Genomic DNA, 17,018 nt, shown 5'->3' with positions numbered 1-17,018 from the left:
GGAAAGGTGTTGGTCTGAATGTTAGAGGGAATTCGCGTCCTGGATTTCACACAATACTTACCCGGTCCGCATGCCACTTTGCGTCTTGCGGATATGGGCGCAGACGTCATTAAGGTCGAGGCGCCCTTTGGTGACCTTGCCCGTTTTTCCCTGGATGAGCATGAGCAAAGCCCCGTTTTCCTCGCCCAGAACAGGAAGAAGAAAAGTGTCGTCTTAAACCTGAAGAATGAGGAGGACAGAAAAACTGCCCTTGAACTTGCCCGGGAAGCCGATGTTGTCATAGAAGGATTCCGGCCAGGGGTCGCCGCACGAATCGGCATCGGGTATGAAGAAATCAAAAGCGTTAAACCGGATATTATTTATTGCTCCCTGACAGGCTACGGACAGACTGGGTCCATCAGCCATCTTGGCGGCCATGACATCAATTATATGTCTCTAAGCGGGATGCTCGCTCAAATGAAGGACCATAATGGCAAACCTCATCTTCCAAGCAATACGATTGCCGATTTCATCGGCGGAATAAGTACCAGTGAAGCGATATTAGCTGCCTTGGTCAAAAGAATGCGCACAAATGAGGGCTCATATATCGACCTTGCTATCACGAAAACTTTACTGCCGCTCATGTCCAATCATATTGTCATTGAGAGCCTGACAGGTGAAGAGCATGGTGTAGAAAGATTAAGCGGTGCTTTTGTTTGCTACACTCTCTATGAAACATCCGACCAGCGCTTTATCGCGATTGGCGCACTTGAAGAGAAATTTTGGTGCAACTTCTGCAAGGGAGTAGGCAAAGAGGAATGGGAGAAGGAACAATTTTCTCGGGCTGAGAGCGGGAATCCCGTTTACGAGGAAATCCATGCGCTTATCCGTACAAAATCATTATCTGAATGGTCCAGATTTGCGCGCGAAGTGGATTGCTGCATGTCCCCTGTCCTTGAAACGAGCGAGCTCATAGATACTGAGGAGTTAAAGGAATGGAACCTCATTAGCGACAGCGGCTCATACCGTTATGTGACCAATCAAGCGACAGGATTCTTCGGAGCGACTCCTGATACAGAGCCCCCAGCACTTGGGGCACATACAAAGGAATACGTTGGCAAGCTCAGCCGGTAAGATGATTATAGAAAAAAATCTCCATTTCTCATCTGAATCGATAAGACAGATTTACATACAACGAATATGAAAAAGCGGGGATAGATAAAGCGCAAGCCTGTTGAATTAAGATAAAAACGAAGGAAAAGGGGAGATGACATGAATTTTTCATTAAGTGAAGAACTGATTGAAATGAAGAGGTCCATTCGTGACTTTATTGATCATACAGTAGACCCGCTCGCCCAGCAAATCGAGGAGGAGGATGAAATACCGGAGAAAATTATGAGCATGAGCAAGGAAATGGGGCTGTTTGGACTCAGCATCCCGGAGGAATACGGCGGAATCGGTATTGATATGGTCGGAAAGTGCGCCCTTTATGAGGAAATCGGTCGCACATCTAACGGCTATACGACTGTCATCGGCGCCCATACCGGCATTGGTTCGGTAGGTATCGTTGAAATGGGAACCGACGAGCAAAAGAAGCGTTATTTGCCAGACATGGCCCGGGGTAATCGCATCGGTGCTTTCGCCTTAACGGAGCCGAGCGCTGGTTCAAACGCTGCTGCTCTCAAAACAACCGCGGTCAAAAAAGGGGATAAGTACATCCTAAACGGCTCGAAGCATTATATCACGAATGGGCCGATTGCCGATGTTTTTACGGTCATGGCCGTTACAGACCGAGATAAGGGAGCAAAAGGGATTACGTCCTTCATCGTTGAAAAGGATTTCCCCGGCTTTATCGTCGGCAAGAAGGAAGAAAAGATGGGGCTTCGCGGCTCACATTCCTCTGAAATTTTCTTTGAGGATTGTGAGGTTCCGGCTGAAAATGTTCTTGGGATGGAAGGTCTTGGCTATATCAATGCTTTAAAAATTCTCGCAAACGGGCGGGCAGGCCTTTCCGCCCGAAATCTCGGCTCCTGTCAAAAGCTGCTTGAGCTATCAACGAAATATGCCCATGAACGTGAACAATTTGGAAAGCCCATCTTTGAACAGCAAATCATCCAGCATTATCTCGCTGAAATCGCACTTGATACCGAAACCCTGCGCTCGATGACATACCGCGTTGCCTGGATGGTCGACCAAGGTATGAATGTGATCAAGGAGGCGGCCATGGCAAAGCTTTTAGGTTCAGAGATTTATAACCGAATCGCGGATAAGGCTGTCCAAATTCATGGCGGAATTGGCTATATTAAAGAATTCCCGATAGAAAGATATTACCGGGACGCACGGATAACGAAAATTTATGAAGGAACATCGGAAATCCAGAAAAATATTATCGCAGCCCAGCTTCATAAGGAATATGAGAAAAATGCCCGGTCTGTGCAAGTATAGATAATAACACTGAACAGTTGAAGGACCCTGCTCTTTTATACAATGAGCAGGGCTCTTCCATTGAGGCTGCAAGGAACCTATCTGTGTGTTTGCTAATAGTATGGAGGAATCAACACAAACGGCTCTTTACTGCTCCTGTGTTGTGAAAGGAAAGGAAATCTGGTGAGGATGTATAACATTGTCTGCCTTAAGATTATTTTTCTTTGTGAGATTACCTATCAAATTGCGTGCAAAAGCAAGGAATATAGCTAATAATTAAGTATGCCAGCCTAAATAGTTATATTTAACTTTCAATCATATACATAAAAAGACTTTCCAGTTTTTTTAGTATCGGAAAGATTTCTTAAGTTTCTTACCATTCCGGTAACATAGGCTAGGCAGCCACAACAATCATATGTAAAGAGGAGCGTACCTAGATTACGTTTACGAAATATTCTTGCCAATATCGAAACGGAGGAGGCTAGCCCAATGGATATAACAAACGTGATTTTGAATGAAATGGGTAACATAAAACAAAAAAGAAAACTGTCTTTAACGCTGACGGTCAACAAAATACATTATCACTTACAAGTTGATCCAACTGATTGCGTGGTCGACCTATTGCGTGACAGGCTCTTGTTATTTGGCAAAAAAAGAACCAGCGAAAGTGCCATGTGCGAGCATTTCAGCGTGTTAATAGATGGGAAGATAGCAGAGCCTTCCAAGCTTTTGGCCAATCAAGTTAATGGAAAATCCCTTGTTATCCTTGAAGGTTTACCGGCATCAATTAGATGATGCACATTCTATGACTATAAAACGATTGTAGATGTCGATTAACTATACATCGGAACGGTCCATCCTATTGTCATGAATAAATTGGGAAGGTGCAGGTTCATCTATTGAATGGGCAATTTTATCAATGGTCTGCCCTGCATAAAAACGCCACCTATACTCATTTACTATTACTAGCGTCTTAATCCTACCGGACATCTTTTGTAAAAGGTAGAATAGAAGATGAGTATCAAAACTGAATTTTAATGGTTTTAATCACTCGCTGAGAATTACGAATCGGAAGGTCAAACCCAAAATCGTTTAGAACCAATATATCATCCCCTTTCTTTATTAAAATCGCCTTTTCTCCTCCGGTAATCTCTACGGCCCAGAGATATCCTATCAGTCATTCAATTCTTTTAACTCCTATTCGTAAGTTCATCCAACTCAATAAGCTTTTTTGTTAAATCCCTTAATTATATTTAAGGGGTTATTTGTGTTCTGGGAGGCGGTTTGCTGATCATGTAATGATGAGGGCAGTACAGTATAGCCAAATGGTGCATCTGCCTGATACCTCCGGTGGGATGCTTGCTTTAAAGTTGATTTGCTAAGTCTTTCGATATTTATCTGAAGATGAAAGACATAATAGCCAGAACAAACGGGTATAGGTAATTATTTCCTATAAGATTTTTTAGGTCTATCTAATATCTTTTATCACTTAAAGAAAAACTTATGCAAATGTTTTCGTAGAATGTTCGCTTTGATTAAAACCTATTATTTTACATACTTACCATTTGTAGGGTTTTATTTTTAATGGTAAGATATGTATATAAAACTTTGGAAGCGTTTGCCTTATGGATTTCTGTATCTTTTGAATCAGCTAGAACAGCAGTTTAATAGAACAAATATTAATCGTTTTTAACTTTTATGCAAACGTTTTCGATAGTTTTTGGACTATTTTTAAGGAGAGTGGCCATATGTTAAAAAGCAAAATCGTAAAAGGAACATTATCTGGTTTACTTTTATCGAGCCTTTTCTTAGCTGGATGCTCATCTTCCAGCGGTGGGGATGGCGGCGATAAGACAACGGTAGAGATTTTTCAATTCAAGGTAGAGTTCAAGCAGCAGTTTGAAGCGGTTGCGGAGCAATATGAGAAGGAAAATCCGGATGTTGACTTGAAGATCACGACTGTCGGGGGCGGAAATGATTATAAATCCGCGATTACTTCTAAATTCTCTTCCGGCGAAGAACCAGCGATTTTCAATATTGGCGGGCCGACAGATGTGAAACAGTTCAAAGACCGTTTGACGGACCTAAGTGACACAGAGGCCGCCAAAGCTGCTCAGGAGGGCACACTTGACGGAGTAACGGTTGACGGAGAAGTATTAGGGGTTCCATACAACCAAGAGGGTTATGGATTCATTTACAATAAACGTATTTTAAAAGAAGCGGGAATTGACCCTATGAGCTTGACTACTTATGACAAGTTAGAAGAAGCCGTCAAAAAACTAGATTCCCAGAAAGATAAATTGGAGTTAGATGCGGTATTCGCCTACCCAGTTAAAGAAAAATGGGTAACGGGCAATCATCTATCCAATGTATTCCTCGCAAATGAATTTGATGGGGATATCTTGAAAACGAGCGAATCAAAAACTGTTAGTTTTGAAGAAGGCGATGCCTTCAAGCAAATGATTGATTTGCAAAACGAATATTCCGTTCAGCCGACTACAAGCCTTGACTATTCTCAGCAGGTGGAGGAACTATTCTCTTTAGAAAAAGTTGCTTTCATCCAGCAAGGGAATTGGGTCTATAACACAGTGTATGAAATGGACCCAGAGCTAGCTGAAAAAGGCATAGGCATCATCCCAATCCCGAATGGTGATGAAGCAAAAATGCCTGTTGGCGTACCAAACTATTGGTCCGTAAACAGCAAGGTGGATGAAGAGGTACAAGAAGAAGCGAAGAAATTCCTTGACTGGCTTTACACATCAGATGAAGGGAAAACAGCTGTCTTGGAAGAGTTTAAATTCATCCCTGCCTATGAGGGGTATGATACAGAAAAAATCTCTGACCCGCTATCCCAGGAAATCTACAAATATGCTGAGGAAGGAAATACACTCGGCTGGGTCTTTATGGGCTATCCGGTTGGCTGGAATGAAGACCTCGGAGCGAGCGTTCAAAAATATGTATCCGGTGATCAAACATGGGACGAGCTCGTGAAAGAAACACAAAAAATCTGGGAAGATAAAGCTGATCAATAATCATTTCATCTAAGAAGACAGCCAGACGCTCCAAAGGCAGAGTGATGATAATCTCTTGGCTGCTTTTGGGGCGCGGTTGTCTTCTTTTCACACATTCATAAAGGGGGCGTTTCCCATTCGAAATCGTGATTTGGCGTTTTGGCTTTTCCTGACTCCTGTTCTGGCCGCTCTCATTATTGTCGTAATTATTCCGTTATTGTTTGGATTCTATTATTCCTTCACTAATTGGAATGGTTTAGGCAGGCTGGACTTCATTGGTTTAGAGAATTATGTCAATCTATTTAATGATAATGCTTTCTTAAGCGCATTTTGGTTCACGGTGAAATTCTCTATCGCATCGATTGTGCTCATTAATATTATCGGTCTAGGACTCGCTTTGCTTGTGACATCAAAACTGAAATCAAGCAATTTCCTGCGGACTGTCTTCTTCATGCCTAATCTGATTGGCGGATTGATTCTCGGGTTCATATGGCAATTCATTTTCATTAAGGTCTTTGGCAGTATCGGGGACCTTCTTGGGATCGAGTCCTTAAACGGCTGGCTATCCACGACAGATACCGGTTTTTGGGGTCTCGTGATTTTGACAGCCTGGCAAATGGCTGGTTATATCATGATTATCTATATTGCCTATTTGCAAGCAGTGCCAGGCGATTTGCTTGAAGCGGCCGAAATTGATGGGGCAAATGCATTCCAGCGCTTCCGGCATATCACGTTCCCGCTCGTTGCACCAGCCTTCACAGTCAGTTTATTCCTGACATTGTCCCATTCTTTTAAGATTTACGATCAAAACCTTTCCTTAACAGGAGGGGCACCATATAATTCGACAGAAATGGTCGCCATGAATATCATTCGTTCCGCCTTTACGGACAATGAAATGGCCTATGCACAATCAAAGGCTGTCATTTTCTTCGTTATCGTGGCCATCATATCGCTTCTGCAAGTTTACTTTAATAAGAAAAGGGAGGTTGAACTATAATGGAGAGGAAAAAATGGCAGCTGCGCATCCTTGGCCTCATCGGCATCTTGCTCGCTTTATTATGGCTCAGCCCGTTTTACTTGATGATTGTCAATGCCTTTAAGAGCAAACGGGATATTTTTGCCGATACGCTCGGCCTGCCGCAAGAATTTACGAGTGATAACTTCATCCAGGCCTTTGAACAGCTTGATTTTCTGCGGACCTTGCTTAATTCTTTGGTGATCTCAGGCTTGAGTGTAGGGATCATCATCGTCTTTTCCGCGATGGCAGCTTATGCGCTATCAAGAAACAAAAGTAAGCTTAGCTCTGTAATCTTCTTTATCTTTGTCGCAGCAATGCTTATTCCATTCCAATCGGTCATGATTCCGCTGATTAGTCAATTTGGCCAATTTGGCATGTTAAATCGAGCGGGTCTGATTATCATGTATCTCGGTTTTGGATGCAGCCTCTCGATCTTTTTATATCACGGTACGTTAAAGGGCATCCCGCAATCCTTGGATGAAGCAGCAAAGATTGATGGAGCGAACCGTTTCCAAGTGTTTTGGTATATTATTTTCCCGCTGCTGAAACCAATGTCCATAACAGTCGGCATCCTGAATGTCATCTGGATTTGGAATGACTACTTGCTTCCTTCACTCGTATTGGGTGAGGCAGGTACAGAAACCATCCCGCTCAAGCTATTTTACTTCTTTGGCCAATACACGAAACAATGGCATTTGGCTCTAGCTGGGTTAACTTTATCAATCATTCCTGTCATCGTCGCGTATTTCTTTGCTCAAAAACAGATTATTAAAGGAATCTCTGACGGAGCGGTCAAATAACCGTATCAAAATACAAGGTGGGATTGTTTACATGGCTGTTACGATAAAAGATGTTGCCAAAAAAGCGAATGTGGCACCTTCCACCGTATCAAGAGTGATTGCTGACAATCCGAGCATCAGTGATAAAACCAAACGGAAAGTCAGGAAAGTCATGAAAGAGCTCGGTTATCATTTGAATGCGAATGCCCGTAATCTCGTCACAAAGAAGACAAAAACGATTGGGATTGTCCTAAAGCATTCGGCCAGATACTCCTTGCATAACCCATTTTTTCAGGAAGTCATGCGAGGGATTGGCTCCCATTGCAGGGAAGAAGGGTATAGCCTCTCCATTACGACTGGAGATTCTGAGACGGCTATTTATGAGGATGTCATTCAGATGGTTGAAGGAAGGCAGGTGGACGGATTGATTATTTTATATTCCCGTAAAGGAGATAAAATGATTCGCTACCTTCTGGAAAAGAATTTCCCCTTCGTTGTTGTCGGCCATCCAGGTCAGGACTACACAGGAGTCACATATGTCGATAATGATAACCAAAAGGCGGCAAAGGATTTGACCGAATTCCTTCTCTTCCTCGGTCATAAGCATATCGCCTTCTTTGGCGGTGTACTAGAATATGATGTTGTCAGTGACCGGCTGAAAGGGTATAAGGAAGCACTTAATACGCATGGAATCAAGTTCTCACCAGACTATGTAAAGCCATTGCCTTATAGCCGAAAGGAAGCGATGATTGCTATTGATGAGCTATTTGCGTTGCCGGATTCTCCCACCGCTTTCTTAGCGCTTGATATTGATTATGCAATCATCCTTTCGGGCGTTCTAACCAAGAGGAATATGAGGATCCCGGAAGATGCCTCCATCGTTTGCTTTAATAATTATGAGGTCGCCGACTATACAACCCCTTCCCTTACAACAATGGATATCCATACGTATGAGTTAGGGGCAGAAGCAGCAAGATATGTGATTGAACTTATCATCAATCCTCAAGCAATCGAAAAGAATGTGTTAATACCGACGAGAATCATTGAGCGGGAATCACATCGCCCGATTAAACAAGAAAAGCCTGCTGAAGATGTGCTTATGCACTAATTAGCAGGCTTTTTTCCAGCCGATGTAGAAATATTAAGTATAGATAGGAAAAAAAGTCCTGCTGCAATCGTCCATTTATTACTTATTAGGCTAATTTCCCTGATATTTTTCCCAATATTGTGCCATGTTTAGAGGTTTCAATCCATAAATTAGGGATAAATGTTTAGAAAGTCTCACAGTCTGAGGTGTAGCATGAATAAAATTGCCGTTGAAAAAGATATTGGCAGTTATATAGGCCGGCTCTTACGCGAGAACTTCGGCCGGGGTCCTGGTCATGTGTTAGCCACATTGTCCTATCCCTTTCTCGCAGTTCATTTATCCAACTTCCTTTCACCGATAGAGAAGTCATTAATAGCGAATAACAATAGCATCTATGTTCATAAGACAAGAGATCTCGTTATGGAAACACTCATGAATGACATTATTACCTACATAGAATTAACGATGAATCAAAAGGTGAAAGAATTTTTCTATGATTGGAATCTTGACTGCCTAACAGGAATGTTTATTATCCGTTTGGATGGACATCAATGCGACCACGTTTCATATCCGAATAAAGAAAACGTTGAGAGAGAAATGATTGAAATCAGTGAAATTGCTCAGAAGGAGCCAGAAGAAATTTATTCACATATGCTGAACAAAAGGCAGCTGATTCTGGTCAGAAAAGGGATATTGATTCGTATTGAAAAAGAATTCATACGCCTTGGTTTCAAGGAGAATCTGATGATTGCCAAACGGAATCTAGAAAAGACACTATTGAAAGAGAGAAGAAAGCATTTTGAAGGCCATCTTAACAGAAAAGTGATAGATGAATTTACCTTTTGGAATTTTGAAGAGGATTCTAGTTACATTATATTAATCCTTGATTCTTGAGAGTCTATGTATGTTGGGAAAATTCTTCATATATTGAATCATAACTCACAATATGGTAAAATATGATAAATGATAATAATAAATATCTGATGGCAATGAATGGGCATAGAACCAGTCATAAGTCAGAGAAGGATGCTTCCCGCACCTTTTCTGACTTTTTTTATTGGTTGAAGAAAACGCATAGGAGGGATTAACTATTAGTAAATTGACGTATTCCCAAAAAGAAAAGGAGCTGTTGACCAGTATTGAAAGATATAAAAAACATCAATTAGCTTTAAATAGTTCGAAAAATAAACCCAATATGATATTGAGAATCGAGCTGGAGCTGTATATTGAAAATATAGCGACTTATTTAAGCATCCCATACAAAAAAGAGCGCAAACCGACTAATACGATCTATCATTTCTGTATGGGAGAGAGGGAACTGCAGGTAAAGGTTCTCTATCGATATGGGACTTTTTATACAAGGCACCAGGCCATATTTCCTGAATAACGCAAAATTAGCTATTGATGACCGAAAAACAGTCAGATAATTCAATCAACTGATTGACCGCTTTTTAGCTTGTGGCTATACTTATATCAATAACAGCATAAAGAACCTATACATAGATGTCAGAGGAAAGGCTGGACTTAGACAATGAACGATGAAGTCATAATCATTGGAGCGGGACTTGCCGGTTTGGTCGCGGCTTGTGAAGCAGCAAAGGCAGGAAAAAAAGTTCTGCTCCTGGACCAGGAACCTGAAACAAACATAGGAGGACAAGCCTGGTGGTCATTCGGCGGTCTCTTTTTAATTGATTCACCTGAGCAGCGCAGACTGGGCATACATGATTCGAAAGAGCTTGCCTGGCAGGATTGGGTTGGCTCTGCCGGCTATGACAGTGAAGATGATGAATGGGGAATGCAGTGGGCAAAAGCATATATTGACTTTGCAGCCGAAGAGAAACGTCAATGGCTTCATGATATGGGTGTCCGCTTTTTCCCGATTGTCGGCTGGGCCGAAAGAGGAGGTCATTTAGCGAATGGGCATGGCAATACGGTCCCTCGTTTTCATATCGTCTGGGGTACTGGTCCGGCCATTGTGGCACCGTTTGAAAGACAAGTGCGCAATTTTATCCAAAGCGGGCTAATTGATTATAAAGCTCGGCATCAGGTTGATCGTTTGATAACAGCAGATGGACGAGTCTGCGGTGTCAGCGGAACGATATTAGCTCCTTGCACGTCCAAAAGAGGCGAACGCAGCAACCGCAAAGCAATAGGCGTATTTGAGTATACTGGTCATGCCATTCTTATCTCAAGCGGAGGCATTGGCGGCAATCATGAGCTGGTACGCCAAAACTGGCCTAAAAGGCTTGGAAAAGCGCCTCAAAGGATGATCTCCGGTGTGCCGGCACATGTGGACGGAAGAATGCTTGCCATAGCAGAACAGGCAGGCGGAAGACTCGTGAATAGAGACCGTATGTGGCATTACACGGAGGGAATTCATAATTGGAATTCTGTCTGGGAAAATCATGGTATACGCATCCTTCCCGGTCCATCATCCATGTGGTTTGACGCAAAAGGTAAGCGCTTTCCGATTCCAGGCCTGCCTGGATTTGATACACTCGGTACTTTAAAGCTGATTCAGGACTCCGGCTACGATTATTCCTGGTTTATTCTGACAAAAAGCATTATCGAGAAGGAATTTGCTTTATCCGGCTCAGAACAAAATCCTGATTTGACAGGCAAATCTATCGGGAAAATCCTGAAGCGCGCTCTGCCTGGTGCCCCAGAGCCCATTCAATCTTTTTTGGATCATGGAGAGGATTTTATCATCAAAAATACGATAGAGGAGCTCGTTGAAGGAATGAATGAGCTGACAGGCGAGCATTTGCTTCAGGTTGATGACATTCGTGCTCAAATTGAAGCACGTGACCGCGAGATAGAGAACTCCTTCGGGAAGGATTTACAGCTGTCCGCCATTCGGGGAGCAAGAAAGTACATCGGTGATAAATTAATCAGAGTAGCTAAACCTCATAAGCTGCTTGATCCAAAGAACGGACCTTTGATTGCCGTTAGATTGCATATTGTCAGCAGGAAGACATTAGGCGGGCTGCAAACAGATTTGGAGGCTAGAGTACTGGATGCACATCAAAAACCTATTCCGGGACTATATGCGGCTGGTGAAGCAGCCGGTTTCGGAGGCGGCGGGGTTCATGGGTACCGTTCACTGGAAGGCACCTTTCTCGGCGGATGTTTATTTACGGGTCGAACCGCCGGCCGGGTAATAGGCCAGCTCTAAAGCAAAGAATGGAGGTAACGATAATGGTAAATGTAAAGGAAAAACCATACTGGCCTGATGGAGTTCCAGCAGACCTAATGTATATACATGGCGAGAAGCCTATTCATGAATACCTCAAAATGCATGCAGCCATCCGACCTGACAAACCGGCCTATCTTTTTTATGGAAATCCGATTTCATATAGCGAGCTCGATTATTCCGTTGACTGTTTTGCCCAATTCCTACATAACCAGCGCGTTGCAAAAGGCGATAGAGTCGCTCTCTATATGCAAAACTGTCCTCAATACATCATTGCTCATTATGCCATTCAGCGCATTGGCGCAATCGTGGTACCGTTAAACCCGATGTATAAGGAGGCTGAATTGCTTTACCTCTTGAATGAAGTGGAGGCTAAGGCCATCATAGCTGGCACAGAGCTATTTCCGAGATTGAAATCCATCCGCTCACATATCCCATCCATCGAGTTTATCATCACCGCTCATTATGCAGATTTTCTTCCCAAAAAACCGCTCTTGCCCATACCGCAAGAATTGACTACAAAAAAATATACGATTCACGATGCAATTGATTTTAAACGAATTTTATATTATGCCACACCCTTCAAAGAAACTGTGAAGGTTGATTTATGGACTGATATAGGGATGATGGTCTTTACCTCTGGAACGACTGGTCGTCCAAAGGCAGCTATGCTCACCTATGGCAGCAGTTTATTTAAAACAGCGGCAACATTTTCGGCGAATCAATTTGAAGAGGGATCCTATATGTCAATTGCGCCGCTTTGCCATATTGCCGGGATGGTCATGGGTGTATACTTGCCCATATACTGCGGGGAATCCTGCGTCCTGCTGACCCGTTTTGATGCCGTCGCCGCAGCACAAGCCATCGAGCAATATCAGATTTCTCATTGGTACAGCACTGCCCCTATGAATCTAGCTATGATGAATCTTGAAGAAATGAAGGCTAAGGATCTATCATCCTTGAAGCAAAATCCGGCCACAAGCTTTGGGTCTTCTGTCACGGAGAAACTCGCAGCACAATGGGCCGAGCTGACAAATGGATGTCAGCTATATGAAGCGGCCTATGGGCTAAGCGAGACTCATACATGTGATACCTTCATGCCTAAGGACAGGGTGAAATGGGGAAGCTTCGGTATACCTACTTATGAGACAGAAATCAATATAATCGACACGGTGACAGGTCAACGCCTGCCTGCAGGAGAAAAGGGAGAGATACTCGTCAAGAATCCAGCTGTATTCAAAGGTTATTATAAGAATGAACAAGCGACAGCTGAGAGCCTATTAGATGGATGGGTCCGAACCGGTGATATTGGCAGCCTGGATGAGGAAGGGTATCTCTATTTCCACGGAAGGCTCAAGGAAATGATTAAGACCTCTGGTTTTAGCGTATTTCCAGAGGATGTGGAAGCAATGCTGAACGAGCATCCCGCCATTTGGCAGAGCGCCGTCATTGGCGTGCCCGACGGACAAAAAGGAGAGGCTATCAAAGCCTTCGTCGTCTTAAGACCTGGCATTAGCCATAAGCCAACAGCCAATGAATTGAAAGCATGGGCAAGGGTGAAAATGGCTGTCTATAAGGCTCCAAGCCATATCGAATTCATAAGGGAGCTTCCAGCAACGAGCACCGGAAAAATCTTAAGAAGATTATTAAAGGAAGGGTCTATACATTAATAGTCATTGGAGGTAATGGAGGATGTATATATCTAAGCAATTAATGGAGCATGCGATTCAACACCCGGAGAGAATCATCACCTCATTCCAAGGTCATGAAATGAGCTATGAAGAGTTTTACGAGAAGGCTTGTAATCTGGCGGGTTATCTGAAGAAAGAGCATTTTACCAATGACGACATTATCGCACTGTATTTGCCTAACTCAGATTCTTTCCTGATTGCCTATTATGCCTGTCAGATGGCAGGACTGCCTGTTCTGCCGATCAATACGAAGCTTGCTCCCCCTGAGGTAGAGTATATTCTCAAGCACTCAGAGGCAAAGGCCCTTATATATGATAAAAGGCTTGAGCCTGGATTACAGAATATTCGCTTGGATACGTTCCGAACTGTTCTGGAAATAGGAGGAGAGAATTCCCTTCCCGCTGTGCTTCATGATACAAAGCCCAATTTTGAGCCGCCATCGTTAAAAGGTGAGGATACAGCGGTTATATTCTATACTTCAGGGACAACAGGCAGGCCCAAAGGTGTCATGCTTTCGGTTAGCAATGTTGAGGCGATTGCAGAAATATGGGCGGGTTCTCTTGAGATAACTCCGTCTGACCGGATGCATATCGTGACGCCGCTATTCCATTGTGCAGCAAGCCATTGTTTCTCCATCCCGACGATACAGCGGGGAGGAACAGTCATCATTGAGGAGACCTTTTCACCGGCGGAAACCCTTAACACAATGGAGAAAGAAAAAGTCACGATATTCTTTGGTGTTCCTGCCATCTACAGCACGCTTTTGAATACACCATTAATGAAAGAGAAGGATTTGAGCCATCTTCGCCTGTTCGCCTATGGGGCAGCGCCTATGCCATATGAGTTAGTTAAACAGCTGAAAACCCGGTATTCGGATGTGTCGCTCCAAAATCTATACGGGCAGACTGAAAACTCTCCAGGCGCAACGACTTTGAAGGATGAATATGCCTTAGAGAAAATAGGATCGGTAGGCGAACCTCTCCCTAATACAGAAATACGTGTTATCAATCCTACCGGACAAGATGCGGCACCTGGTGAGGTCGGAGAAATCCTAGTTAAAGGCCCACAGATCATGAAAGGCTATTTGAAGAATAAGCAGGCAACAGAGGCTGCACTTAAAGACGGCTGGCTCTATAGCGGAGATCTAGGAAGGCTGGATGAGGACGGATTGCTTTACATCGTGGATAGGAAAAAGGACATGCTCATTCGCGGCGGAGAAAATGTGTACCCGGTCGAAGTGGAGGAAGTTTTGTATCAAATGGAGGGAATCCTTGAAGCGGCGGTTGTCGGCATCCCGCATGATACATACGGAGAAGTTCCGAAGGCTTACGTCGTTTTGAAGGGATCAACGCAGCTGACAGAAGAAGAAATTATTCTTCATTGTAGAAAGAACCTGGCTAAATATAAGGTACCAAACAGCATCACATTTATTGATGAGCTTCCTCGCAACGCAAGCGGGAAAGTCTTGAAGCATACGTTAAGGGAGCAAACAATGGTCTAAAGACGTTTATAAAATCGTATAGAAAGCCTATCTTATTTAACCGTAAGATAGGCTTTCTTTTTATCTATCTATGTAAAAAAACAACAACAAACTACAACAACTATGTGCTAAATCTTCAAGGTTACAAAAATAACTCATCAACAAGAAAATATAAATCAAATTAAGAATAACAGACCCTCATTCATCTTCTTTAAATAACTCGTCCAACATTTTTTCACGATGCTGCAAGAAATATTTCGTGATTGTGTAATGGTCTGTCATCTCATAGGATACCTCTTTAATCTCATTGTCATCAAAGCTGTAAATCTGCGCATTCGGATAACCAAGTAATATAGGTGAGTGGGTAGCAATAATCATCTGAACATTTTTCTGTTTCACTAGATCATGGATGACCCGTAAAAACGTCAATTGGCGAGCGGGAGAGAGGGCCGCCTCTGGCTCATCCAGCAGATAAATAGCTTTACCATGAAAACGATTGGAAAAGAGATTCAGGAAAGATTCACCATGGGATTGCTCATGAAGGGATTTACCACCATAATCCCTAAAATTATTCCCATCGTTTCTTTCGATTTTATCAAGATAGGAAGCAAAATGATAAAAGGTTTCAGCACGAAAGAAGAATCCATTTGAAATCTTCGGCAGCCAAGATAAACGTAAGCATTCCTCTAGTTGTGTAGAAGAGGCTCCGACATCAAAAGAATTGCTGCGACTCCCGCCGCCCGGATTAAAGCCTATATTCGCCGCAATTCCTTCCAATAAGGTGGATTTTCCAGTTCCGTTTTCACCAACGAAGAAACAAATAGGTTTTTTAAAATGAAGAGAATCAAGTGCTTGAATGGCTGGGATGGAGAAGGGATATTGGTCTGCGGCAGGAATCCGATCCCGCAATAACGTCACTTTCTTTAAAAACATCATTATCCTCCTTATCAGTTACCACATTATCTCAATTAAACCCTTTCCTTCAACCAATTTCAACAACTATTCCGAAAAAGAGCAAGTAGCAGTTAGAACAACATTCTTCTGAAACTATGTTCTAAATCTTCATAGTGACAATTTAACATTATCATTAAAATGAAGAAAGACCTACCTTGAATTGCCGAATATCATAGGATTATAGAAGATTATTGTTCGGATTTAAGATGGTGAAATGCGATTTGCTCACTGGCTGAATACCAAGACTTTTACGTAAAACACGAATAATAACAAAAATGTTATTCATTTTAACATTTGCTGTAAAATCCAATCTTAAAATAGGGCAAAAGGGGGGAATTGATATTTTTAGTATATAGGAACATATGTTCTTAGGGAAGGGAGGGGATGTAGTACTGATTTAGAATCATCATGAAATTAAATCTGTCCGCCCATAGCTAAATCATTTATACTTCATATATATAAGAAAATCATTAAGGAAGGATCAACAATGTGGAAAAAAATTGACGGACGTTTAATTCAAGCAACAGACACTTCACGTGTGAAATTCAGGACTAATATCAGTAAAAAGATTCTTGATCAACTGGCTGATATGGCTGATGAGCATGATACATATATCAATTATTTATTAGAGACAGGCCTTGAGAATGTATTAAACCGCGGTGAGATTATCTACAGCAAAGAAACCCGGCCTAAGGATCGCATCCAGTATAAAACAACGTATGATAAGGATTTATTAGAAAAAGTAAAACAGTTCGCCAAGGATCATCATTTATTCATCAATGATGTCATCGAATACAGCGTCAGCTATATTGATATTGACAAAACCAAGGACCGCGATTATAAAAATCGAATTGAGCATCAATAAATCAGCTTTTTACCTAAGATAACTGCAGTCAGCCTGGCTGCGGTTTTTTATATGCTTTATAATGGAATGCGACTTGCTGATCCAGAAACATAAAGATGGTGTAATACAAGGAACCATACATGTGATTAATTTATATATACATGTTAATCATAGCGAAAGGTGCATCGAAGAATAAAAAATACATTAGCGGGTGCAGGAAAGGGAGAGATTAAGATTAAATTGAATTTCTAAATCAACGCCCCGAACATAATATGTATTATAGGAAGTTATTGATTTGGAATTTATAAGTGTCTCATTTCTAAAGATTACTTAAGCAATTGAGACAAAACAGAGAAATTTAAGAAAGTATCACATTTAATTATTAATTCTAATTTTAGATTCATTTAATAATTATATGTATCAGCTTACAGATATTTATTTAGCAGCGTATTAAAAAGCATTTTAAATCATACTGAATAATTTCTGTTTACTATTCATTCTCAGCAATTATCCCATTAATTAGGATGCTTCAAATTAGCTCTCAGACGAAATTAACTT

13 protein-coding genes are annotated in these 17,018 nt (G+C 42.1%); 12 read left to right on the top strand and 1 reads right to left on the bottom strand.

Translation table 11 applies throughout. From position 1 onward, the window contains the following. The first annotated feature begins 18 nt into the window (after nucleotides 1-18). From CYL18_RS14205 to CYL18_RS14150, 11 genes are all read left to right on the top strand, one after another. Nucleotides 19-1,113, top strand: coding sequence for a CaiB/BaiF CoA transferase family protein (locus tag CYL18_RS14205; RefSeq protein WP_104850191.1), 1,095 nt, complete (start codon nucleotides 19-21; stop codon nucleotides 1,111-1,113). A 138-nt stretch (nucleotides 1,114-1,251) separates the two neighbouring features. Next, on the top strand, nucleotides 1,252-2,424 hold the full coding sequence (locus CYL18_RS14200) for an acyl-CoA dehydrogenase family protein (protein ID WP_104850190.1): 1,173 nt from the start codon (nucleotides 1,252-1,254) through the stop codon (nucleotides 2,422-2,424). A 468-nt stretch (nucleotides 2,425-2,892) separates the two neighbouring features. Continuing rightward, nucleotides 2,893-3,198 (top strand): hypothetical protein, encoded by a 306-nt coding sequence (locus CYL18_RS14195; RefSeq protein WP_104850189.1) that lies wholly within the window; start codon nucleotides 2,893-2,895, stop codon nucleotides 3,196-3,198. 953 nt (nucleotides 3,199-4,151) lie between these two features. Beyond that, nucleotides 4,152-5,435, top strand: a complete 1,284-nt coding sequence (locus CYL18_RS14190; RefSeq protein ID WP_104850188.1) for an ABC transporter substrate-binding protein — start codon at nucleotides 4,152-4,154, stop codon at nucleotides 5,433-5,435. Between the two features lie 115 nt (nucleotides 5,436-5,550). Next, a complete protein-coding gene (locus CYL18_RS14185; RefSeq protein WP_104850210.1) occupies nucleotides 5,551-6,411 on the top strand; it encodes a carbohydrate ABC transporter permease in 861 nt (286 codons plus the stop codon). After that, the gene (locus CYL18_RS14180; RefSeq protein WP_104850187.1) at nucleotides 6,411-7,232 is read left to right on the top strand and encodes a carbohydrate ABC transporter permease; all 822 of its coding nucleotides are present in this window, start codon (nucleotides 6,411-6,413) and stop codon (nucleotides 7,230-7,232) included. Before CYL18_RS14185 ends, CYL18_RS14180 begins: the two co-directional genes overlap by 1 nt. A gap of 31 nt (nucleotides 7,233-7,263) precedes the next feature. Continuing rightward, the gene (locus CYL18_RS14175; protein ID WP_104850186.1) at nucleotides 7,264-8,319 is read left to right on the top strand and encodes a LacI family DNA-binding transcriptional regulator; all 1,056 of its coding nucleotides are present in this window, start codon (nucleotides 7,264-7,266) and stop codon (nucleotides 8,317-8,319) included. 192 nt (nucleotides 8,320-8,511) lie between these two features. Then, nucleotides 8,512-9,192, top strand: coding sequence for a Na-translocating system protein MpsC family protein (locus tag CYL18_RS14170; RefSeq protein WP_104850185.1), 681 nt, complete (start codon nucleotides 8,512-8,514; stop codon nucleotides 9,190-9,192). 637 nt (nucleotides 9,193-9,829) lie between these two features. Further along, nucleotides 9,830-11,473 (top strand): FAD-binding dehydrogenase, encoded by a 1,644-nt coding sequence (locus CYL18_RS14160; protein WP_104850183.1) that lies wholly within the window; start codon nucleotides 9,830-9,832, stop codon nucleotides 11,471-11,473. Nucleotides 11,474-11,496: 23 nt separating this feature from the next. Then, nucleotides 11,497-13,161 carry an AMP-binding protein gene (locus tag CYL18_RS14155; RefSeq protein WP_104850182.1) on the top strand — a complete coding sequence of 555 codons (1,665 nt, stop codon included), beginning with the start codon at nucleotides 11,497-11,499 and terminating at the stop codon, nucleotides 13,159-13,161. A gap of 22 nt (nucleotides 13,162-13,183) precedes the next feature. Further along, nucleotides 13,184-14,683, top strand: a complete 1,500-nt coding sequence (locus tag CYL18_RS14150) for a class I adenylate-forming enzyme family protein (protein WP_104850181.1) — start codon at nucleotides 13,184-13,186, stop codon at nucleotides 14,681-14,683. A gap of 177 nt (nucleotides 14,684-14,860) precedes the next feature. Here CYL18_RS14150 and CYL18_RS14145 read toward each other — a convergent pair whose 3' ends face one another. Then, on the bottom strand, nucleotides 14,861-15,595 hold the full coding sequence (locus CYL18_RS14145) for an AAA family ATPase (RefSeq protein ID WP_104850180.1): 735 nt from the start codon (nucleotides 15,593-15,595) through the stop codon (nucleotides 14,861-14,863). Between the two features lie 508 nt (nucleotides 15,596-16,103). Between CYL18_RS14145 and CYL18_RS14140 the strand changes: the two genes are divergently transcribed. Further along, nucleotides 16,104-16,481, top strand: a complete 378-nt coding sequence (locus CYL18_RS14140; RefSeq protein WP_104850179.1) for an rRNA methyltransferase — start codon at nucleotides 16,104-16,106, stop codon at nucleotides 16,479-16,481. Nucleotides 16,482-17,018 lie beyond the last annotated feature (537 nt).

The organism is Pradoshia eiseniae, from assembly GCF_002946355.1.
Classification (GTDB): domain Bacteria; phylum Bacillota; class Bacilli; order Bacillales; family Pradoshiaceae; genus Pradoshia; species Pradoshia eiseniae.
Note: the sequence above shows the minus strand (reverse complement) of the source record. Positions and strands in the feature narration are given on the sequence as shown.